The sequence below is a fragment of the Clostridium sp. genome (assembly GCF_034179595.1).
Lineage (GTDB): Bacteria > Bacillota > Clostridia > Clostridiales > Clostridiaceae > Clostridium.
Genome location: NZ_JAXFPT010000084.1, coordinates 1 through 22464, shown reverse-complemented (window position 1 = coordinate 22464; position 22464 = coordinate 1). Strand labels below are relative to the sequence as shown.

The 22464-nt window shown below is 27.0% G+C and carries 20 protein-coding genes, 1 tRNA gene and 1 rRNA gene; 5 read left to right on the top strand and 17 right to left on the bottom strand.

The window, feature by feature from the left end; translation table 11 throughout:
- The gene (locus SPJ33_RS10195; protein WP_321117856.1) at positions 1-1122 is read left to right on the top strand and encodes a glycosyltransferase family 1 protein; all 1122 of its coding nucleotides are present in this window, start codon (positions 1-3) and stop codon (positions 1120-1122) included.
- A gap of 36 nt (positions 1123-1158) precedes the next feature.
- On the opposite strand, the gene SPJ33_RS10190 is transcribed toward SPJ33_RS10195, so the two are convergent.
- From SPJ33_RS10190 to SPJ33_RS10180, 3 genes are read right to left on the bottom strand one after another with little or no spacing between them, the layout of a single operon-like run.
- Entirely contained in the window at positions 1159-2205 is a 1047-nt protein-coding gene (locus SPJ33_RS10190; RefSeq protein WP_321117855.1) for a CotS family spore coat protein, read from the bottom strand.
- 12 nt (positions 2206-2217) lie between these two features.
- Positions 2218-2907, bottom strand: coding sequence for a hypothetical protein (locus tag SPJ33_RS10185; protein WP_321117854.1), 690 nt, complete (start codon positions 2905-2907; stop codon positions 2218-2220).
- A gap of 3 nt (positions 2908-2910) precedes the next feature.
- Positions 2911-3906: a CotS family spore coat protein gene (locus SPJ33_RS10180; RefSeq protein WP_321117853.1), complete on the bottom strand. Its 996-nt coding sequence runs from the start codon at positions 3904-3906 to the stop codon at positions 2911-2913.
- Positions 3907-4025: 119 nt separating this feature from the next.
- Here SPJ33_RS10180 and SPJ33_RS10175 point away from each other — a divergent pair, with 119 nt between their 5' ends.
- The gene (locus tag SPJ33_RS10175; protein WP_321117852.1) at positions 4026-5156 is read left to right on the top strand and encodes a glycosyltransferase family 1 protein; all 1131 of its coding nucleotides are present in this window, start codon (positions 4026-4028) and stop codon (positions 5154-5156) included.
- A gap of 53 nt (positions 5157-5209) precedes the next feature.
- Here SPJ33_RS10175 and SPJ33_RS10170 read toward each other — a convergent pair whose 3' ends face one another.
- From SPJ33_RS10170 to tsaD, 3 genes are all read right to left on the bottom strand, one after another.
- Positions 5210-6370, bottom strand: coding sequence for a S1C family serine protease (locus SPJ33_RS10170; protein WP_321117851.1), 1161 nt, complete (start codon positions 6368-6370; stop codon positions 5210-5212).
- Between the two features lie 177 nt (positions 6371-6547).
- Entirely contained in the window at positions 6548-7573 is a 1026-nt protein-coding gene (locus tag SPJ33_RS10165) for an alpha/beta hydrolase (RefSeq protein ID WP_321117849.1), read from the bottom strand.
- A gap of 19 nt (positions 7574-7592) precedes the next feature.
- Positions 7593-8603 (bottom strand): tRNA (adenosine(37)-N6)-threonylcarbamoyltransferase complex transferase subunit TsaD, encoded by a 1011-nt coding sequence (gene tsaD / locus SPJ33_RS10160; RefSeq protein WP_321117848.1) that lies wholly within the window; start codon positions 8601-8603, stop codon positions 7593-7595.
- A 183-nt stretch (positions 8604-8786) separates the two neighbouring features.
- Here tsaD and SPJ33_RS10155 point away from each other — a divergent pair, with 183 nt between their 5' ends.
- On the top strand, positions 8787-9425 hold the full coding sequence (locus tag SPJ33_RS10155) for a RusA family crossover junction endodeoxyribonuclease (protein ID WP_321117847.1): 639 nt from the start codon (positions 8787-8789) through the stop codon (positions 9423-9425).
- Positions 9426-9438: 13 nt separating this feature from the next.
- The gene (locus tag SPJ33_RS10150) at positions 9439-10011 is read left to right on the top strand and encodes a GDSL-type esterase/lipase family protein (RefSeq protein ID WP_321117846.1); all 573 of its coding nucleotides are present in this window, start codon (positions 9439-9441) and stop codon (positions 10009-10011) included.
- Here SPJ33_RS10150 and SPJ33_RS10145 read toward each other — a convergent pair.
- Entirely contained in the window at positions 9982-10941 is a 960-nt protein-coding gene (locus tag SPJ33_RS10145) for an NAD(P)/FAD-dependent oxidoreductase (RefSeq protein WP_321117845.1), read from the bottom strand. The two genes, SPJ33_RS10150 and SPJ33_RS10145, sit on opposite strands and share 30 nt — an antisense overlap.
- A gap of 228 nt (positions 10942-11169) precedes the next feature.
- On the opposite strand from SPJ33_RS10145, the gene SPJ33_RS10140 reads away from it, so the two are divergent.
- Positions 11170-13062 carry an LTA synthase family protein gene (locus tag SPJ33_RS10140; protein WP_321117844.1) on the top strand — a complete coding sequence of 631 codons (1893 nt, stop codon included), beginning with the start codon at positions 11170-11172 and terminating at the stop codon, positions 13060-13062.
- An 18-nt stretch (positions 13063-13080) separates the two neighbouring features.
- Here the strand turns inward: SPJ33_RS10140 and SPJ33_RS10135 are convergent, their stop codons facing one another.
- The 10 genes from SPJ33_RS10135 to SPJ33_RS10090 all read right to left on the bottom strand — a co-directional run.
- Positions 13081-13665, bottom strand: a complete 585-nt coding sequence (locus tag SPJ33_RS10135) for a DedA family protein (protein WP_321117843.1) — start codon at positions 13663-13665, stop codon at positions 13081-13083.
- Positions 13666-13733: 68 nt separating this feature from the next.
- On the bottom strand, positions 13734-14339 hold the full coding sequence (locus tag SPJ33_RS10130; protein ID WP_321117842.1) for a DedA family protein: 606 nt from the start codon (positions 14337-14339) through the stop codon (positions 13734-13736).
- A gap of 119 nt (positions 14340-14458) precedes the next feature.
- Positions 14459-15802: a TldD/PmbA family protein gene (locus SPJ33_RS10125; RefSeq protein ID WP_321117841.1), complete on the bottom strand. Its 1344-nt coding sequence runs from the start codon at positions 15800-15802 to the stop codon at positions 14459-14461.
- Between the two features lie 15 nt (positions 15803-15817).
- Entirely contained in the window at positions 15818-17200 is a 1383-nt protein-coding gene (locus SPJ33_RS10120; RefSeq protein ID WP_321117840.1) for a TldD/PmbA family protein, read from the bottom strand.
- Positions 17201-17213: 13 nt separating this feature from the next.
- On the bottom strand, positions 17214-18689 hold the full coding sequence (locus SPJ33_RS10115) for a hypothetical protein (RefSeq protein ID WP_321117839.1): 1476 nt from the start codon (positions 18687-18689) through the stop codon (positions 17214-17216).
- Positions 18679-20088 (bottom strand): HAMP domain-containing sensor histidine kinase, encoded by a 1410-nt coding sequence (locus SPJ33_RS10110; RefSeq protein ID WP_321117838.1) that lies wholly within the window; start codon positions 20086-20088, stop codon positions 18679-18681. Before SPJ33_RS10110 ends, SPJ33_RS10115 begins: the two co-directional genes overlap by 11 nt.
- Positions 20089-20091: 3 nt before the next feature.
- Positions 20092-20775 (bottom strand): response regulator transcription factor, encoded by a 684-nt coding sequence (locus tag SPJ33_RS10105; protein WP_321117837.1) that lies wholly within the window; start codon positions 20773-20775, stop codon positions 20092-20094.
- A 105-nt stretch (positions 20776-20880) separates the two neighbouring features.
- Positions 20881-21795: a polysaccharide deacetylase family protein gene (locus SPJ33_RS10100; RefSeq protein WP_321117836.1), complete on the bottom strand. Its 915-nt coding sequence runs from the start codon at positions 21793-21795 to the stop codon at positions 20881-20883.
- Positions 21796-22082: 287 nt separating this feature from the next.
- Positions 22083-22157, bottom strand: a tRNA-Asn gene (locus SPJ33_RS10095).
- A 61-nt stretch (positions 22158-22218) separates the two neighbouring features.
- Positions 22219-22464: ribosomal RNA gene (locus tag SPJ33_RS10090) — 23S ribosomal RNA — on the bottom strand; the annotation flags it as partial.

The following is a 22464-nucleotide window of genomic DNA, read 5'->3' as shown; positions in this document are numbered from 1 at the left end:
ATGAAAGTTGGTATTGATGGTAGAGCCGCAAAATGGTATAGAGGAACTGGAATTGGTACGTACACATATCAATTAATAAATAGCTTAAATAATATAGATTTTAATAATGATTATTTAATTTTTACGCCTAATAATCCAGAATTAAGTAATCTAAATAAGAACTTTAAAATTGAAAATGTTGACACTGTAGTTAAGGAGAATTTTTGGGATGAGGTAAGAGTTCCTAATATTTTATCTAATAATAGCATGGAATTATATCATGTTCCCCAAAACGGTGTAGGACTTTCTAACAATATTAATTGTAAAAAAGCTATTACATTACATGATATAATCCCTCTTAGAATGCCAGAAACAGTTAGCGATAATTATCTTAGAATTTTCAATGAAGAAATACCTAAAATTTTAAGAACTTGTGATGGAATAATTACAGTATCAGAATTTTCTAAACAAGATATAAGTAAAGAATTTAATTTTCCTAAAGAAAAAATATATGTAACTTATTTAGCTGCTGAAGAAATCTATAAACCTATGAGTAAATCTCAATGCAAAAAGAATATTCAAAAAAAATATGGTATTTCATCAGATTTTATACTATATGTTGGAGGGTTTAGCCCAAGAAAAAATATACTTGGCTTAATTGAAGCATTCTCATTATTACCTCCCCCATATAAGAAGAATGTTAAATTAGTTATAACAGGCAAAAAAGGTCCTTCATATGATCTTTATTTAAATAGAGCTAGAAAATTAAATATAGAAAGCAATGTTATATTTACTGACTTTGTTCCACTTGAAGATTTACCTTATTTTTATAATGCTTGCGAAATGCTTGTATATCCATCCTTTTATGAGGGATTTGGATTACCACCTATAGAAGCTATGGCTTGTGGCACTCCTGTAATAGCCTCTACAGAAACTTCTCTTCCAGAGGTATGCTATGATTCTGCATTACTTATAAACCCCCATAACCCTGATGATTTAAGTTATGCTATGCAAAAAGTTTTAAGTGATAGCTTACTTGTCTTAGCTATGGTCAAAAAATCACTAACTAGAAGTAGATTGTTTTCATGGAAAAACACAGCATTAAATACAATAGAGGCTTATAAGGATATATTAAATAAATAAAATAAAGTGAGTGATTAAATTAATCACTCACATTTTTTATAATATCTTTTCTTCATAGAATCTTTTATAATCATCTAAGAACTTTATTCTAAAAACATCATTTTCAAGCTTTGTTATAAACCTATGAATAAAAACTTCTTCTTCCCATTCTTTACTCTTATGATAATATGATTTTATTATTGAATATATATCTCTTGGAAAACTCATTAATATATATATAAGCTTATATTCTTCATCCGTTATCTTAAATATATTGCTATAACTTTTTAAAGCAAGCTCTCCTTTTTTTATATCAAATACACTATTTTTAATCCATTTTAGAAGAAAATCAGCTATATCTAATGTCCTTAATCCTACTGTGGAATAATCAAAATCTATTAAATTAACTTTATTTTCATTTATAACAAAGTTATGATTTGCAAGATCATTATGACAAAGACAATTAAGTTCTTTATTCATTAATAATTCTCTATATCCACTAACCCAAATCATTTCATTAACTTTTGATATTTCTTCTATATATCTATCACAATTTTCTAGAAATAATTTATCAAATTCATTTTTATAAGTATAACCACTTACCCACTGCTTTATTTTTGTAAGATCTTCTTTTATTTCCTTATAGTAATTAAATAAATTATTAGATCTTTTAATAGTTATATTTTTAGCTTCTAAATTTTCTTCAATCATTTGAGATGCCTTATGCATTCTAGCTAATGCTTCACTGCACATTTCAACTTCTAAAGGATTGCTTATTGATGCTTCTCTTCCTTCTATCAAATCCATTACTATATATATTTCATTCTTCCATTTTATATAACTTTTACTTTCTTGTAGTTTATTCATTTTCATTATATATGGAAAGTTTTCACTTACATAATTAAGAGATTCATCTATAAATCTTATTCTATCCTCATCATAATCAACTTTTTTTAATATCTTTTTTCCTGAAGTGGTGTTTAGTATATATAATTTTCTTAGAGGAGTAATATCTAATATATCGAGTCCTAGCTTATCAAAAAAGTTTTTACTTAAATCATATTTACATAAAAACTTCTTATCTTCATATTTAACCCTGCCCATTATATGCCTCCTTTAAAAATTCAATTCCCTTTCAGCTATCACCTTAAATTCATCAATATTTCCATCTTTCCATTCGTACCTATTTTTATACCAATGTTTAAGGCTATCTATTGGCATATCAACCATTAAATTTATATATTGAAGACTATTCTTTTTAAGGTTTGTTTTTTGTACATACTCTTTGGCATATTCTCTTAAAGCTTCTTTGCTGTATATCTTCTTATATCTAATTAAATAATTTATAAAATCATCTTCTATTATGTTAAAATTAATCCTTTTTATCTTTCCTATTTCCATTCTATCTACTACTCTTAAATTATTTTCATCAACTCGTTCAATGCATATTTCATCTTTAAGCATTCCTCTTCTATATATATCCATACAATCAACATTTTCAATTTTTCTTAATTGATCCTTTACTTTATCTAAGACACATTTTTCATAATAGTTTAATTGATAAAATCTCTCGTCTAATTTTTTAGCCATAACACTAATTCTATCTACTCTCTTACCTATCTCACTTAAAATACTATTCTTTTCAATAGAATGATATCTCATTAAAATTTCCTGTAAATTAATTATTATATCTATATGATTTGAAATATTTATGCTTTCTCTTTTATTTTTAAAATACTTATCTATTATATAAATATCATTTTCTAATAAAAAATTTTTAAGAACTTCTTGATTTATAGTAATCATCTCCTAATTAAAAAAATCTTCTAAAAATTCTTCCTTTGCTTTTCTATCATCTAGATATTTATTTATTTTTTGCACAAAGAATTCTTCTCCCCATGGTTGTTGTTCCCAATAAACTTGTAATCCTCTTTGCCAAAAATCTTGTGGAAATAGCATAAAAAACTTGATTACCTGTTTTTCTTTTTTAGAAATTTCGATATTTTTAGAATATCCTTCAAATATTATATTAGCTTTCTTAATATCCCATCTATTATATTTCATAGATCTTATAAGTAAAGAACATAAATCATGTAAATGACTATCTAAGATGCAATAATCAAAATCAATTATATTTATTTTATTATTTTTTCCTATCAATATATTGTGATTTGCAAAATCATGATGACAAAACTCTCTTTTCATTAAATGATCTTCCATAATAGAAACATAATCACTATTTATAAGCCCATCTATGCTTCTATTAGCTCTTTTAATCTCTTCATTTAGATTTTTTAAAAATATATTATCAAATTCATTCTTTTTTGCCTTTTGAGATATTCTATGTGCAAAATCTAGTATTTCATCACGTCTTGTTTTAAATGTATTTATCCATGAAAGCCAATATATTCTCGGCTTCATAAGAGGAGTTATAGTAAAATCTCTACTATATAGATGAAGCTTAGATAAATTTTCAGAAACAATTTTTAATTCATTTATGTCATTATAATCAGCTTGCCTTGCTTCTATCCACTTAGTTAAATAAGCATAACTTCCATCTGGTAATTCTATATATAAATTTCCTTTTTTATCTTTTATTATATCTAATACATTTGAAAAACCTCTATTTTTCAAATGCACTATAGCTGAAAGAATAAAATAAAAATGAGGAAAATTATATTTTACTACCTTAAAACAATATTCCTCATCTGCACTTATCTTATAAGTATTTTTAATTTTAGTACTGCTTTTAACTTCTAAATCATAATTTTTCTCTATTAAATCTTTAATAACCTTTTCATTCATATACTTCTCCCAAAATTTATTTAATTTATTATATGAATACTAATAATTTAATGTGATTTCATTCACACATTTTATCCTGAATAATATTTTATAATATACAGATAAATTGAGGTGTTTTAATGAAAATTGGCATAGATTCTAGAAGTATAAATCTACATTCTGGAACTGGAATAGGAACATATACAAAAAACTTAATTTCAGAAATGATAAACATAAATAAAGATAATGAATTTACTCTTATATGGACTGGAAAAATAGATAATAATTTTAGTAAAGATAATACAGAACTCATTTATTGTTCTGGACGTCATAGCACATTTTTTGAAAGAGAATATATACCAAATATAATAAGCTCTAAAAAATTAGATTTATACCATATCCCTCAAAATGGCATAGGCTTTCCTTTTAATCACGATATAAATACTATAGTAACAATTCATGATCTTATTCCTTATATAATGCCAGAAACTGTGGGTTCAGGCTATCTAAAAAGATTTTTAAAAGATATACCAAACATAATAGAAAATTCTAAAGGAATAATTACTGTTTCTGAGTATTCTAAAAAAGATATATTAAGATTTTTTAGTGGTTATCCAGAAGACAAAGTTTTTGTTACACCACTCTCTACAAATTCTGAATTTGTACCTATGAATAAAAATGAATGTAGAAAAACAATTCAAAATAAATTTAGTTTCAACGAACCTTATATATTATATATAGGAGGATTTAGTAAAAGAAAGAACGTTCATGGACTTATAAATGCATTTTCTAAAGTTAAAAATAGTTTATCTAAAAAATATAAATTAGTTCTTGTTGGTTCTTTGAAAGATGAAGGGCTTAATTTAAAAAGATATGTTGAAAGCTTAAATCTAGAAAATGATATTATATTTACTGGTTTTGCAGAAGATAAGGATCTTCCTATTTTTTATAATGGTGCAGATCTTTTTGTATACCCATCTTATTATGAAGGTTTTGGACTGCCTCCACTTGAAGCTATGAGTTGTAAAACTCCTGTTATAACTTCTAATACTACATCAATTCCTGAAGTTACTAAAGATGCAGCATTTCTTATTAACCCTTCAGTAGATGAAGAGTTATCTAATGCTATATTTAATGTACTTGAAAATGATAATATTAGAAATGACTTAATTGAAAAAGGTTATAAAAGAAGCTTAGAGTTTTCTTGGAAACAGACAGCAAAAAATACTTTAAATGCATATGAAAATATAAAAAGCTCATTAATTCATTAATTATTTATAAAAAAATGCACACCAATTTATAAATTGATGTGCATTTATTATATTTATTGTGCTTCTAAAGTTAATTCAAGTGTCTTTGTTTTGCCATCTCTAACAACCTTAACACTTACCTTATCTCCAGCATTCTTAGTGTTTTTAATTTTATTTACTTCTTCAAGTGTTTTTACTCTCTTACCATCAAAATATGTTATAACATCTCCTGATTTAATTCCTGCTTTTTCTGCTGGTGAGAATGAAACTACTTCAACTACATATATACCTTCTGGTAAGTCATATTTCTTTGATAGTTGCTCATTTATTTCTCTAACTTTAACTCCTAAAGTTAATACAGGTTTTGATAAAACATCTAATTTTGATTTAACTTCATTTATTGGAATTGCAAAGCCTATTCCTTCAGCTCCTCCAGCTAATTTTAAAGTGTTTATTCCAATTACTTGACCTTGTGCATTAACTAAAGGTCCTCCACTATTTCCTTGATTTATAGCAGCATCTGTTTGAATTAAGTTAACTTGCTTACCGTTATCAGTAGTAACTGTTCTTCCAACAGCACTTACAACACCTTTTGTAACTGTTTGAGCAAAATCCTTTGATAAAGGAGTACCTATTGCTATAACTTCTTCTCCTGGTTTAACAGTATCTGAATTTCCAAGTTCTGCAACCGCTGGAACCTTCACATCACCTTCTAGTCTAATCATAGCAATATCTTGTGTTTGATCATAATTTACTACTTTTGCTTTTACTTCTTTACCTGTACTTAAAGTTACTGTAACTTCTTGAGCACCTTCAACAACATGATAATTAGTTAAAATATCTCCGTCTTCATTTATTATAAATCCTGATCCTATACCTTCGACTTCTTGAGATGTAAAGCCATTTTCCATTAACCCTTTAGTTGAAACTATTACAACAGCTGGTGCTACTTTATTAAATACTTGTTGCGTTGTCATAGGCTGTGAATTTTTAAAATCTGCAACAGCATTTTCATTTGCTATATTTTCAGTTTGAGTAGCTACACCCACATTATCTTTTTTCATCATAATATATGTTAAGCCACTACCACAAAATCCTGAAAGTAATGCTACAATAACAACAAGTGCCCCTATGCCAAAAATTCTTCTACCATTTTTCTTAGATCTTTTGGTTTTTTCTATGTTATCACCATACTCATTTGTATTTGCCTTTGTATTATCATCTAAGTAACTCATTAAATACCTCCAAATTATTTAAATACATCATATTTTAAGTATAAAAAAGTTTTGTGTCAAATATATGGCATAAAAGAAAATTTTTACTTAAATTTTATTTATATTTTAACAAAAAATACTGAATAGGATTATCCTATTCAGTATTAATAATATATCCTAAGATTTATTATCTATCCATTAATTTTTATTTTGAGAATTCTTCTTCTCAATTTTCCTAGCTGTTTCAACAACTTTCTTAATTGCATTTTCAACATTCTTTGAATCTACAATAGAATAAGCTGGTCCATTATAATCACTCTTATACTGGAATGTTAAATCACCACCACCAAGTCTTTTAAGTGAATTATCACTTTCATTACTTAATATATAAAAAGGTATATCTTTAAACATTCCATCTCTTTCACTATTATCTATCTTGTCATATAAATTTTTTGTTTCGTTGTAAACAGCACTTCTATAACTACTTTGATTTTTCTTATAAGAAAACTCTTGTCCTATAAAACCTGAAATATTATTTTCAAAGTCATCAACGCTACTAGCTAGTCCAAGTTTATCTAATAATAGAGTGAATGAAAAATTAGATCCAATAGACTCTATTTTTTTCCTAATTAAATCAGCACTTTCTTTAATTTTTTCTTTCGTACCATCTTCTGATTTATTTTCATCATATGGATTTATTAATACTACGCCTTTTACTACATCAGGATACATACTAGCAAAATTCGTCATAACTAAACTTCCATATCCTTCTCCTACTAATATATAAGGTCCACTTGCAGCTGCTTTTCTTAATAATATTTTTAAATCTTCAGCTTGTTCTTTAGGGCCTATTCTACTTCCTGAATCATTAAAACCATAACCACGTCTATTATATACAAAAGTTCTTACTCCAAGTTCCTTTTGTACTTCATCAGCTACGCCTTTCCATTCATAAGAATTCATTCCTATATCACCATCAAAAATAACAGTGAAATCTCCACTTCCTGAAATATTGTATTCCATTTTCTTTTCATTAACTCTTGTATACTTCATTCGGCTCCCAAATCTTTCATTTATATAAAAGCCATATCCCCATTGAATTAAAAATCCAGTAATCAATACAATTAATGTTATTATCATAATTCTTTTAAATAGCGTCATCTTTGGAATTTTTTCTTTCATATCAACAATTTGAAAACTATTCGAATTAGGTAGTAACTTCATATCCATCCCCCTATTTATACTATAGTTTTAAATTAGGTTTAGCATTTAAATCCAATGTTGATTCTTCACCCTTTATAAATCTAAAATAGGCAGCACTTCCTATCATTGCTGCATTATCTGTACATAAAATTGGATCTGGGAATAGTATTTTTATTCCTCTTTTATTTCCTTCTAAAATTAATGCTTCTCTTAATGCTGAATTTGATGCAACTCCACCTGCTATTGCGATTTTATCTAAATTCTTATCTTTGCAAGTTTTAAAAACATTATCCTTTAATACTTCTACTACAGCATTTTGGAAAGATGCTGCAACATCAGCTCTATTAACTTCAACATTTTGCATCTTTGCTTTATTTAGATAATTTAAAACTGCTGATTTTAGCCCACTAAATGAAAAATCTAATGTATTATCATGAAATTTAGCTCTTGGAAATGCTATTGCATCTTTATTTCCTTCTTTAGCTAATTTATCTATTTTAGGTCCACCTGGATATCCAAGCCCTAACGCTCTTGCTACTTTATCATATGCTTCTCCAGCTGCATCATCTCTTGTTTGCCCTATAACTTCATATTTTCCATAATCTTTTACATGAACTATGAAAGTATGTCCTCCTGATACTACAAGTGATACAAAAGGTGGTTTTAAATCCTTATGTTGTATGTAATTTGCTGATATATGTCCTTCTATATGATTAACACCAACTAATGGTTTTTTAGTTGCCATAGATAATCCTTTAGCATATTGTAGGCCTACAAGTAATGCTCCTACAAGCCCTGGGCCATATGTAACTCCTATTGCATCTATATCATCTAAAGTCATGTTTGCTTTTTCTAAAGCTTCCTGTACAACCGCATTTATAACTTCAGTGTGCATTCTAGATGCTACTTCAGGAACAACACCTCCGAATTTTTTATGCGTGTCTATTTGAGAAGCTATTATGTTAGATAAAACTTCTCTACCATTTACTACAACAGCAGCTGATGTTTCATCGCAACTTGATTCAATTGCTAAAATTACTTTTTTATCCATCTAAACTCCCTCTTTTTTAAAAAATCATGTAAATTTACTATTTGTAATTATACTTCATTACAAATTTATTATCAATGAAACATCTACTTGTTAAGTATTTTTTAATAATGTATATTTAAATATATGTATTTTTAACATTTATATTTCAATATTTCACAAATCAAATTTAGAAGGAGTTTTTTTATGTCACAATACGCTAAAATAATAGTTAAAGGATCTCCCATAACTAAATCAAATTTTAAACTTCATAATAAAAACGGACGAGCTATACTTCCCTTTAATACAGGTAATAAAAATCATGATAGATATGCTCTTTACGAACAAGAAATAGCATATATTGCAAGATCTCAAAATCCAAGCATTACTTTTACAGAAAGCTTAATTGCAATACTTAAGGTTTATTATAAAAGTGAAAAGCGTCATCCTGATACAATAAATATTTCAAAAAGTATTTTTGATGGTATTGAAAAAAGTGGTCTTATAGTAAATGATGCGCAGATAGTTAAAATAATAACTGAAGAATATTATGATAAAGAAGATCCACGTTTTGAACTTGAATTATTCCCAGTTAGTGAATTTGAACTTTCATTTTCAATAAATAAAAGAGAAACTGCATTAGAAAAAAAACATTATGATCCTATAAAAAAAGTTTCTACTTTAAAACAAACAAATAATAAAAATTCAAAACAAGAAACAGATACAAAAAATACTTCAATTTCTGTATGCGAAATATGTAATAAAGAAATTTCTCCTAAAGATTCAATTAAAGCAAACAAAGGAAAAACTTTAATATGCAAAAAGTGTTTTAATAAACTATTTTAAAAGAGGTGTTTTTATGAATACTGATGTTGATATAATTTTATTTGGAGATAGTCTTACTTTTGGGTTTGGAGTTCCTAAAAAAGATTCTTGGGCTTATAAACTTCAAGAAAAATATAATAATATCACTATATTAAATAAAGGAATAAATGGAGATACAACTTCCTCTATGCTTACTAGATTTTATAGAGATGTAACAAGTAAAGCCCCTAAAAAAGTATTTATAATGGGTGGAACTAATGACTTATTAAGTGGTAGAAATATTAACTATATAGTTGATAACATAGAACTCATGATAAAAGATAGCCTTAGTATCGGTGCTTCGGTTATAATTGGAATTCCTCCTATAATCCTAAAAGATTTAGCAGAAAACTTATTTATGCCTTCAAATTATTATGATTATTGTGATAAATCTTTACCTCTTCTTAGAAAAAAAATTATTTCACTGTCAAAAAAATATCCATTCAAGTATGCTGACCTTTATAAACTAACTAAAAATCATATACACGAACAGATATTTTTAGATGGAATTCACTTAAATTCATTAGGAAATGAACTTTTATTTAGATATATTATGGATATAATTTGATGCTACAAATCCAGCATCAAACCCATTTATATCTTTCATTTCTATGCATTTTTTACCGTATATTATATTTCCACAAGCAAATATTCCGTCTTCTGATGTTTGATAATTATCTACATAAGGAGTATTAATATTTTCATCAATTTTTATATTAAGATTTTTCACCATTCCAAGTTCTGGGTAATAGCCTACTGATAAAAATAATGAATCACATTCAATTTCTCTAATTTCATTTGTTTTCTCATTAAATACCTTAACTTTATTAATTCTTTTATTACCATAAACATCTACAAGCTTTGTATTTTCTAAAATATCTATATCAAAGCCTTCAAGTATTTCTTTGTTTTCATCTGTAAACTTAAAAATATTATCTTCATTTATTATAATTGCAGAAACTTTTCCACCTTCGATTTCTAATCTTCTAGCAAGTATTAATGCCCATCTATTATTAGCTACTATTACAGGATTTTTACCTGGTAACATTCCTTCAAAATTTATGAATCTATGTGCATTTCCTATTGTAAATACCCCAGTAAATCCGCTTGTTGAAGTCAATACATTTCCTGTATATCTTTCTCTACAACCTGTTGCTAAAATAATCGCTTTAGCTTCTACATCACAAACTCCTTCTTTTTCATTTACATAAGTTATTATCTTTTCTTTAGATATATTTAAAACGCTAGTCTTTTTCTTTTTATCAAATTCATGTTTAGAAAGTTTAATCTTAATAAATTCTATAAATTCTGGCCCCGTAACTTCTTCCCCTAAATATGATTTACCAAAGCCATTGTGAATACATTGATTTAGCACACCACCAAATTCATCTTCCTTTTCAATTAAAAGTATATTTTTTATTCCATTTTGTAAAGCTGAAAGAGTTGCTGTCATTCCTGCTATTCCTCCACCTATAACTACTAAATCATATTTTTTCATGGCCCTACACTTCCCTTACTACATATTAATTAATCTCTATTTAAAATAATTTAATACCCAATTAATACTATAAATTATATCATATAAAAACTTTCTAATTCCATATCATTGTAGTTATAGGTTTAATAAAATTATTATATTAATACTTTCTTGCTACATTTTAGTTTATTGATTAAATATAGACCATATAATATAATTTTAGTTGACTACATTCAAAGGGGTGACAACATGAAAGAGTTCTTTAAAAACTTTAAATTTGAATTTAATAAGGATACACTTTTTCGAATTATATTATTTTTAATTCCATTGTTTGGAATAGTTTTTAAAAGTATTCTTTTACAATGCTTTATCGTTAGTAAAAATCCTCATAACTTAGATATCATAAAAGGATTTAATAACTCTAGATATTTCTTAGATTATTACTATGCTTTTGCTTTAATATTTTTAAGTTTTGCTTTACTTTTTAAAGGCAAAGGAAGAGTAATATATCTATTTATAATGGATTTAATACTAACAATAGTAATTTTAATTGATATTATATACTTTAGAGGATTTTTAACAGGTCCATCATTGCTTTTATTTACTCAAACTGCAAATCTAGATAATATGTCTGGAAGTATACTTTCGATGTTTAGTATATATGATATTTTATTTTTTATAGATTTCATAATAATGGCAATATACGTTTTCTTTACTAGAAAATCTTACGTAAGAGTTCAAAAAAGAGCTATAAAAACATTTTTATGTACATTAATACTTCCTATAATTTTTATTGTCTATGTACCATTTAACATATATATTCTTGGAAATAAAGATGTTAAAAACTCATATTTATTTGATAATTATGATCCAATAAATACTATCCAATATTTTTCACCTATTGGATATCATATATTTGATGCAATTAATGTATATAAGGATTCAAAACCTTATAAATTAACTGAAGAAGAAAAAGATCAAATAAATGATTATTATAAATTTAAAAATGAAAACTTACCTAATAATGATTATTATGGAATGTATAAGGGTAAAAATCTAATTGTAATACAAGTAGAATCTTTAGAAAGTTTTATATTAGGTCAAGAAATAAATGGTAAAAAAGTTACTCCTGTATTAGATAGTTTAATCAGTAAAGGAGCTTATTTTCCAAATATATATGAACAAGTTAATGAAGGGACAAGCTCTGATGCAGATTTAATGGTTAATACTTCAATGCTACCACTTAAAAGAGGATCAACATTCTTTAGATATCCAAATACAGTTTATAATTCTCTTCCACTAATACTTGAACGTAATGGTTATGATACTGAAGCTATACATCCTGATAAGGGTTCTTTCTGGAATTATAGAAGCGGATTAACAGGAATAGGATTTAAAAGATTCACTGATTTTTATTCATTTAATGCTGATGAAATAATTGGACTTGGTTTAAGCGATAAAACTTACTTTAATCAAGTTGCTCCTATGCTAGAAAAATTAAAGCAACCATTTTACGCATTTACTGTAACACTTACAAGCCATGGACCATTTGACCTTCCAGAAAAATTAACTAAATTTAATTTAGATCCTGAACTTGGTGAACTTGGAGGATATATAGAGAGCATACATTATACAGATGCTCAAATAGGCCATTTCTTAAGTCTTCTTGATAAAGAAGGATTACTTGATAATACAGTAATTGCAATAGAAGGAGATCATACTGGTGTTCATAAATATTATCAATATAGATTAGATTACTTAAATAAAAACTTTAAAAGTAAATTTGCTAATTTAAGTAACAAAAAAGATTGGTATTCAAACAACGGACAACCAACTGTTCCTCTTATAATTTATAATAAGAGCAAACCACTTGGCAAAACATTTAATACTGTAGGTGGCCAAATTGATATAATGCCAACACTTTTATATGCTCTTGGAATTCCTTCTAGTGAATACCAAAATACTGCACTTGGAAGAAACTTATTTAATACAAAAAGAAATTATGCAGTGCTTACAAATGGCAAACTTGTTGGTGATTTAACTGATCTTTCAGATAAAGATAAAACACTTATAAAAAATTCTATTGATATGTCAGATAAAATGATACGTTCTGATTATTTTAAGGATAATAATAACAATTAATAATAAAGAGCAAGAATTTTATTTCTTGCTCTTTTTATATTTATATACAACTAATATAAGTACAAAGATTATTGCTATTACAATTATAATTATATAACATTTCCTTAATATCTTTTTTATTAGAATTTGATTATTTCCAGTATAATATCCTAGTTCTACTAAAAATGTATTTACTACTATAATTGCTATTGTTGATATTATTATAAATATATATTTATTTAATTTTTCTACACCAGCTAATACTGATATATATGTACGTAAAAGAGGTACTAACCTTGCTAATATAATTGTAAACCATTTATATTTGTTTAATATTAATCCAAGCTTATCTATTATTTTTTTGCTCTTTGGAGACTTTTTTTCAATTTTAATTAATGCATCATTACCTTTATAATATCCAACCATATAATTAAATAAAGAAACTATAATTTCAGTTGCTATTGTACATAATAGCACTAAAAATAAATTAAACTTTCCATAAGAAACTCCTAATCCTATAAGTGGTAATACCACTTCACTTGGCAATGGTAATACACAAATAAGACAAATTCCTAAATATCCAAATGTATGTATTAATTGATTTGCTATACCTACAACATTCATCTTTTCGCCTCCATTATTTAGAATTTTAGCATCTAATAATTAATAGATGCTAAATAATATAATAAGATTTATTTGTTATTTTTCTTTAAATACTTTTTATATATAAACACAAGCAATGCAATTATTATTACTGATATACATAAAATCGAATATTTTTTTATTATACTTTCTATAATCTTCATGTTACTTCCTAGATAATATCCTATAATCAATAAGCCAAAATTCCAAATACCAATACCCATAGATGAAAATGCAATAAATATAAACTTATTAACCTTTTCTACTCCTGCAAATAGTGATACGTGGGTACGTGCAAAAGGCATAATTCTAGTTAAAAATATTGTAAGCTTTCCATAACGTAAAAATAACAACTCTATACTATTTATTGCTTTTTCACTACGTGGTACTTTTTCTTTAAGCCACCTTATTATAGAATCTCCTCCCAAATATCCTATTGTATAACTTATTAATGCACCTATTATCGCTGCACACATTACACATATAAATACTAATATAAAATTATATTTTCCATTTGCAATTCCAAAACCAATAAACGGTAAAATAACTTCACTTGGTAATGGTAAACATGCATATTCAAGCATTGTAATTAGAAATATCCCTAAATATCCAAAATTATCTGTGATATTCATAATAATAGTAATTATATGTTCCATTAAAAGCTTACTCCTTACACCTAAATTCCGCTTTGTATTATATCACTTAGATATTATGAATTTATTAATAAAAAAGCATAAGAATATAAATTTATATCCTTATGCTTAAAAGTAAACTGCTATTCTCCCGCTATTGATAATTCACTAATAAGTACTGATGGAGATCCAAAACTACTCATTGGGAACTTTATATCAGAACAAACTTCTTCTACATCCTTTAAAAGCTTAAAGAAATTACCTGATACTGTTATTTGTTCTATAGGGAATGTTTGTTTTCCATCCTCTATCATAAATCCTTTAGCTGCTAATGAGAAATCCCCTGTTATTGAATTAGCGCCTGCATGAAGTCCTGAAAACTCACTAATTATAACTCCATTCTTAACTTCCTTTAAAAGTTCTTTAAAATCTTTTTCTCCATTTTTTAGATAGAAATTTGTAGGTCCCACACTTACTGGTGATGCGTATGAACTTTTAAATCCATTTCCTGTTGATTTAATACCTGCTTTATTTGCAGTCTTTAAATTATAAAGAAGTGTTTTAAGTTTTCCATTTTCAACTACTTCTTTTTCAAAAGTTGCAACTCCTTCATCATCAAATCCAACTGAAGCCAATCCATCTTTCATTAATGGATTATCTATTATTGTAATTTTATCAGAAGCTATAATTTCGCCTTCTTTATCTTTTAATAGTGAAATCCCCTTTTGTGCTGAATCAGCATCAAATACTGACCAAAATGATTGAAGTAGAGAAACCATTGCTTCATTTTTTATTACAGTCTTATATTTATTTGATTTTATTGATCTTGCTCCTACTTTTTCCATAGCCTCATCTATTGCTTGTTTAGCTATTTTTTCTGGATTTAACTCATCTACTGATTTAGCTTTTCCATACCCAAATCCATCATACTTTTGATTATCTATTTTTATTATAGGTACAACATAAGCTGTTAAAAGATTAGATTTATCTGTAAGCTCTAACCCCTTTGAATTCATAAGACCATATTTAACATTTACGTAACTTATACCACAACCTGCAAAATTAACTACTTTATCTGAATATTTCTTACACTCTTTTTCCATATCTATAGCTAGATCAATAAGTTTTTTTGCATCTATATTTTCTAATTCTTTATAGTAGCTTTCAACCTTACTATATTCTTTATCACCTTCATATATAAATTGAGGATCATCATTTTCTATTGATAAAGCTGATGCTTTTGCATTTTCTACAAGCATTTTTATAGCATCTTCATCTATTATTTCAGTATAAGAATAACCCATCTTTCCATCTATCTTTGCTCTAAAAGATACACCAAATGACTTATTTAAATTATACTTTTCAACCTCTTCTTTATATATGCTTATACTTAAACTTTCTTTATTTGAAAAATATATTTCAAATTCTGCAAGTCCTTCTTTTCTTGCTTCTTCAAAAAGTTTATTTTTAAAATCTTTAAATTCCATATCCTAATACACCTCCTATCTTCCACCTACAGTTATTTCTTTTAATCTAATCATTGGCTGACCAACATTAACTGCTATACTTCCTGATGATGATCCACACATCCCTTGTGCCTGCTCAACGTTAGTTCCTACCATATCAATATTCATTAATACTTCACTACCTTTTCCTATAAGGCTAGCTCCTCTAACTGGTTCTGTAATAACACCATTTTTAACAAGATAACCTTCTGCTACTGAGAAGTTAAATTCTCCTGTAATTGGATTTACTGAACCTCCTCCAAGTTTTCTTGCATATAATCCATCATCAATAGATTTTATTATATCTTCTGGATTATCTTTTCCAGGTGCTATATAAGTATTTGTCATTCTTGAAGTTGGTGCATACTTATAATTTTGTCTTCTTCCACTACCTGTTGGCTTCATTCCCATTCTTCTTGCATTTAATTTATCTATCATGTATCCTTTTAAGATACCATTTTCTATTAATACATTCTTTTGAGATGGCATACCTTCATCATCAATATTTATTGAGCCCCAAGCATTTTTTATAGTTCCATCATCAATTGCAGTAACCTTTGAAGATGCTATTTGTTCTCCTATTTTTTCTGCAAATTCTGAATTACCCTTTGCAACTGATGTAGCTTCTAATGAATGACCACAAGCTTCATGGAATAAAACTCCACCAAATCCATTATCAATTGCAACAGTCATTTTTCCAGCTGGACATTCTTTTGCATGTAACATTGTAACTGCACTTCTTGCAGCCTCTTTTCCATACCATTTTGGATCTATTTCATTAAACATTTCAAATCCCATTGAACGTCCTGGGCCCTCAAACCCTGTCTGATTTTCACCATTTTTTGATGCGACTGCACTTATTGCAAGTCTTGTTCTAACTCTTCTATCTTCAACACATAATCCATCAGTATTAGCTATTAAAATTCTTTGATCTTTATCTAAATAACTAACACTTACCTTTGTAATATCTTCACTATATTCCTTTGCACTATGATATGCCATTTTCATTAGTCCAATCTTTTTAGCATATAAAATATCACCTGGATAATACTTTATTATGTGCTTATTTGGAACTAAAATAGCATCATTAACAAATATCTCTTTTTCTTCTTTTAGCTCTCCAAGTGCTATAGCAGCTTTATAAGCTGTATCTAAAAGACTGCTTAATGAATTATCATTAGTATATGCATAAACGCTCTTAAGCCCCTTAAAGATTCTTATACCAACACCATAGCTTCTACCACCTATAGCATTTTCTACTTTATTATCTAAAATTCCTAACGAATTATTTATTGTATCTTCTTCATAAATTTCTGCAAAATCTCCACCTGTGCTCATGCACTTTGATAGAACTTTTCCTATAACTTCTTTTGATAACATTCTATACCTCCCATTATTTTGATTTCTTTTGAAACTCTTTAAATGAATTTCCCCAATAATCTACATAAACATTTTCACACCATTCTGCCATTATAACTTTTTCTCCTTTTTCAATATCATATCTCTCTATTGGCTTTTCGCTTAATGTATTATTTTTAATTTCATAAATCAATACTTCTCCATTTATTATTATAACAGCTAGATTTCCTCCTGGAGATATGTACGCATCTTCAATGAAAGGAACTTTATTTTTTAATACTCTCCACGGAATTACTAATGTATCATATTTAACTAGATTTTCATTTGGGATTATTGATAATTTATAATCATATGAATCATTGTCAGGATTAAATGGTGATATTTTTCCTTGTAATACCCACTTGCCCTCTTCTCTTTTCATAGTAAAATTACTATACTCAATATATTTTTTAGATAAGCTTTTTTGTTTATCCGTAAGTTTTTCATATGCATTTCCAAAATCTTGTTTATATATTAAATCTGTATTTTTTGGATAAATATCTTGTATTGCAAGAGGCTTTTCCGTAGATAAATTATCTACAGGAAGTACTTCATATTGTGAAAACTTATTTTCAAAATTATTTCCTTCATACTTTTCAGTAGAAATATAATCATTGCTTATAAAATTTATACTCCTATAAATATCTTTATCATCATTTAGTATAACACTACCTTCTTTTCCTTTTCCATCAAGAGTATTTGCTACAAAATACTCTTGATGTTTATTATTATTATTTAATACTCTCTTTTCTAATGTCCATATTCCAGACATTCTAGGAAATATTATACCATCTGCCTCTTCTATCTTTTGAATCTTATCATTCTTGTAACTTATCCATAGCGTTTTATACTTTTCATCAGTATATGTTCCATCCTCTTTTTGCTCTCTTGGTTGCTTAAAAGCTAAATATAGCCCTAAATCATTCTTTACCTTTTCAATATGAGTAGGTGAATTTATTAATCTATTACTTTTATTTTTAAAGCTTTCTTTTAAAATATCTCCAACTTTTTTAACAGTAAGAAATACTCCTTGATAATATATATAGCTTTTATCATCATCTATATGAAAAAAATCAAATATAATATTATTTTTATCATTTGCAGTTATCATATCAACATGATCATTTTGTATTCCTAAATTCTTAATAGTAAATCCTGCTTGATAAGAAATATAATAATCATCTTTTACAACTTTTAACTTATAATCAACACCATCATATGTTTTATCATCAATATTTATATTTTTATTTCCTATATCAATAATTTTACCTTTTAAACTCTCAACATTATCACTATATATATTCTTGTCTAAAACTTTATAATTTGTTATTTGCCATTTTCCTCTTATAGCTAAGTCATTATTCTTAGGTGGCTTTATTTCAATCATCTGATTAATATCCATTGCACCACAACCGCTTAATGAAAATAAAGTAAAAATAGCAATTATAAATAATATTACTCTATTTTTCATAATAGATTTCAGCTCCTTCAACTTTAGGTATAGTTATTATAATTTCAGTTCCAAAATGCAATTCACTCTTTATAACCAAACTGCCATTATGTAGCCTAATTATTTCATCTGCTATTGAAAGACCAATACCTGCATTTGAATTTGCATTGCTTCCCTTATAAAATTTTTCTTTAACTTTATCAATTTCATCTGGAGCTATTCCACATCCATTATCTTTTACTTTTATAATAAAATTATCTTCTAAAGTATTAAATTCTACACTAACATTTCCTTGTTGTTGTGTAAATTTAAATGCATTATCAATTACATTTATAAGCACTTGCTTCATCCTATTTACATCTATACTAAACTCATCTTCACCAGCATTATTATATACATAAAAATTTATATGTTCCCGCTCTGCTCTAGGCCTCATATATAAATCTATATATTCTGCAAAATCTCTTATGCTTATAAGTTGTTTATTAAGAGTTATCCTATTGTTTATAAGCCTTGAAAAGTCTAATAATTCTTCTACCATACCTGATAATCTATCAGTTTCTTTTTCAATTATATCAAATCCAAGCTTTAATGTTTCTTTATCTGTATTATCATCATTAAGTGTTATTACCCATCCTTTAATTGCAGTTAAAGGAGTTCTTAATTCATGTGAAATTGATGATATAAAATTATTTTTCATCTCTTCTCTCTGTTCAAGCTCTTCCGCCATAAAATCTAAAGTGTCTGCAAGTTGACCTACTTCATCTTTAGATATAGAATTATTTCTCTGACTTAAATCTCCATTTGCCATTTTTTTAGCTGTATCTTTAAGTTTTAATATAGGCGTTACTATATTTCTTGCCATAATAAGACTAATTATAATTCCTATTATTAAAACAATAATTGATATTATTATAAAAAATCCTACTATTGTAGTTATAGATTCATCTATAACCTTTAATGATGTAACAAATCTTATTACTCCTATTATCTTTCCATTTACCTTTAAAGGTTTAGTTACAGCCATTACTTTATGTTTTTGATATGGTACATTTCCTACCCATCTACTACTTTCACCTTTTAACGCTTTTTTAATTTCATTACTCTGCTGTATAGATCTATCATCAACACCTATAGAATCCATTAATAGCTTACCTTTATCATCAAATACTTGAACTTGAGCTGATGTTTGTTTCCAAAAAGAATCAACATTATCATAGATATTCTCTAATAATGATGACGTTGAATAATATCTATCATAAAAATTAACTGCTAAATTAATCTGATTTTCAAGGATAGTTTCCGTATTATTATAATAATATTGTCTTACAAAAATAGCTAGTAATGTATCTAATATAATTATCGTCATTAGAACTACTATTATAAAGTTTCGTATTATCCTACTCTTTATACTTTTCATATATTATCCTCTCCATCTATAGCCTATCCCCCAAACAGTTTCTATAAATTTCGGTTCTGAAGAATTTTCTTCTATCTTTGCTCTTAATCTTCTAATATTAACATCGATTATCTTAGGATCTCCAAAATAATTGCAACCCCAAATACTATTTAAAAGTTCATCTCTTGAAAATGCCTTATTAGGATTTTCAATAAATGTTTTCATGATTAAATATTCTTTTGGTGTTAATTCTATTTCTACTCCATCCTTAGTTATCTTTTGTGAATAAAGATTTATTACAAATGGACCATTAACAATTTCATTAGATTTCACATCCGTATTTTTCTCTAATCTTCTTAATATTGCCTTAACTCTAAGGACTACTTCTAAAGGATTAAATGGTTTAACTATATAGTCATCTGCACCATATTCAAGACCCATTACCTTATCCATATCTTGTCCCTTTGCTGTAAGCATTATAATTCCCATATCAGGATATTTTTCTCTTAATTTATCACAAACTTGAAATCCATCTATTCCAGGCAGCATAACATCTAATATAGCAATATCGGGATTTTCTTCAATCGCCTTTTTTATTCCATCTTCTCCATTACCTGCTTCTATAACCTCAAAATCATTTCTTAATAAATTTATTTTTAAAAATCCTCTTATACTAACTTCATCTTCTACTAATAATATCTTAGCCAAATTTAACACCTCTCTTTTGTATATTAAACAAATATTCTAAAAAAGAAGCTTAATATAACTAAGCTTCTTTAATACTATTATAATCTATATTCATATTTCTTAACATTATTTAATTGTTCTAAATTCATATCCTTTAGCCTTAAAATATTCTATTATTTCAGGTAAAGCCTTAACTGTATTCTCTTTTTGATAAGTATCATGCATTAAAAATACAACACTATCAGCATTTTCTCCTAAAGCTTCTACACTTGTTTTAGTTTTTTCAACTAATTGTTCAGGAGTATTTACTCCACCATTTTCAGCATCTCCATTTAATGCATTCCAATCAACAATATTTACGTTATTTTTATCTAATACAGGCCTAGCTTGTTCTCTTCCTTGCCATGACCAGTATCCTCCTGGGAATCTAACTACTCTAGTTTCAAAATCTTTTCCTAAGACAGATTTTAATAAATTATTTGTTTTATTATATTCTTCCATAAATCTTTCTATATTTATAACTCTATTTGGATACAAATATGAATAATCATGGCTATAACTATGGTTTGCTATTGCATGACCATTTGAGGCTATTTTCTTTAAAATTTCACTAGTTGCCTTTTTATTAGCCTCTATACTTTTTCCCATTATGAAAAATGTTCCCTTAACATTATATTTATCTAAAATCTTTAAAACTTCTGGAGTATTTGTAGTTGATGGACCATCATCAAAAGTTAAATATACTACTTTTTTTCCATCTTCTCTTACTGGATAATGTAATTGACCCTTAAGAAGACCTGAAGTACGCTCTGAAACAACAACTGCATCATCAGCGTTAGGATCATCTTTTAATGCTAGATATCCTGAATTATCTTTCTCCTCTATTTTATTTTCATTACTACTTTCTTTATCGTCTTTTTCCTTTGCTAAAGCTTGTTCATTTTTATTATTTGAAGAAAAAGCTGAATAAATACCTATTCCACCAATAATTAATAATACTACTAAACCTAATACTAAACCTTGTTTTTTTCTTTTTGCCATCTTAAAATTCCTTTTCTTATAATTTCTCTTATCTTTATTATATTTAATTACATTTAATTATATTTAATTATATTTATTATTGTTTGTTATGATTTATCCCTTTATTATTAACAATATAATTATATTACTTAAATTATATTTTACTATTACAAAAATGTTAATATAAATTACAATTTCGTAACATTGTTCATTACATATTTTAACATAAACTTATATAAATATACATTATTAATTAAATTTTTTATAGAAATGAACGCAAAAAAAATAAGCTAAATTTAGCTTATTTTTGGCTCCGCGAAGAGGACTCGAACCTCCAACCTGTCGGTTAACAGCCGAATGCTCCACCATTGAGCTATCGCGGATTATTAAATTCAGAATTATTCTCTGAAAATTGTACACGAATTTTTGTTGATTATCTATGTATTGGTCAAGCCCTCGACCTATTAGTATCAGTCAGCTGAACATGTTACCATGCTTACACCCCTGACCTATCAACCTTGTGTTCTTCAAGGGGTCTTACTAGCTTACGCTATGGGAAATCTCATCTTGAGGTGGGCTTCACGCTTAGATGCTTTCAGCGTTTATCCCTTCCCGACTTAGCTACCCAGCTATGCTCTTGGCAGAACAACTGGTACACCAGAGGTCAGTCCATCCCGGTCCTCTCGTACT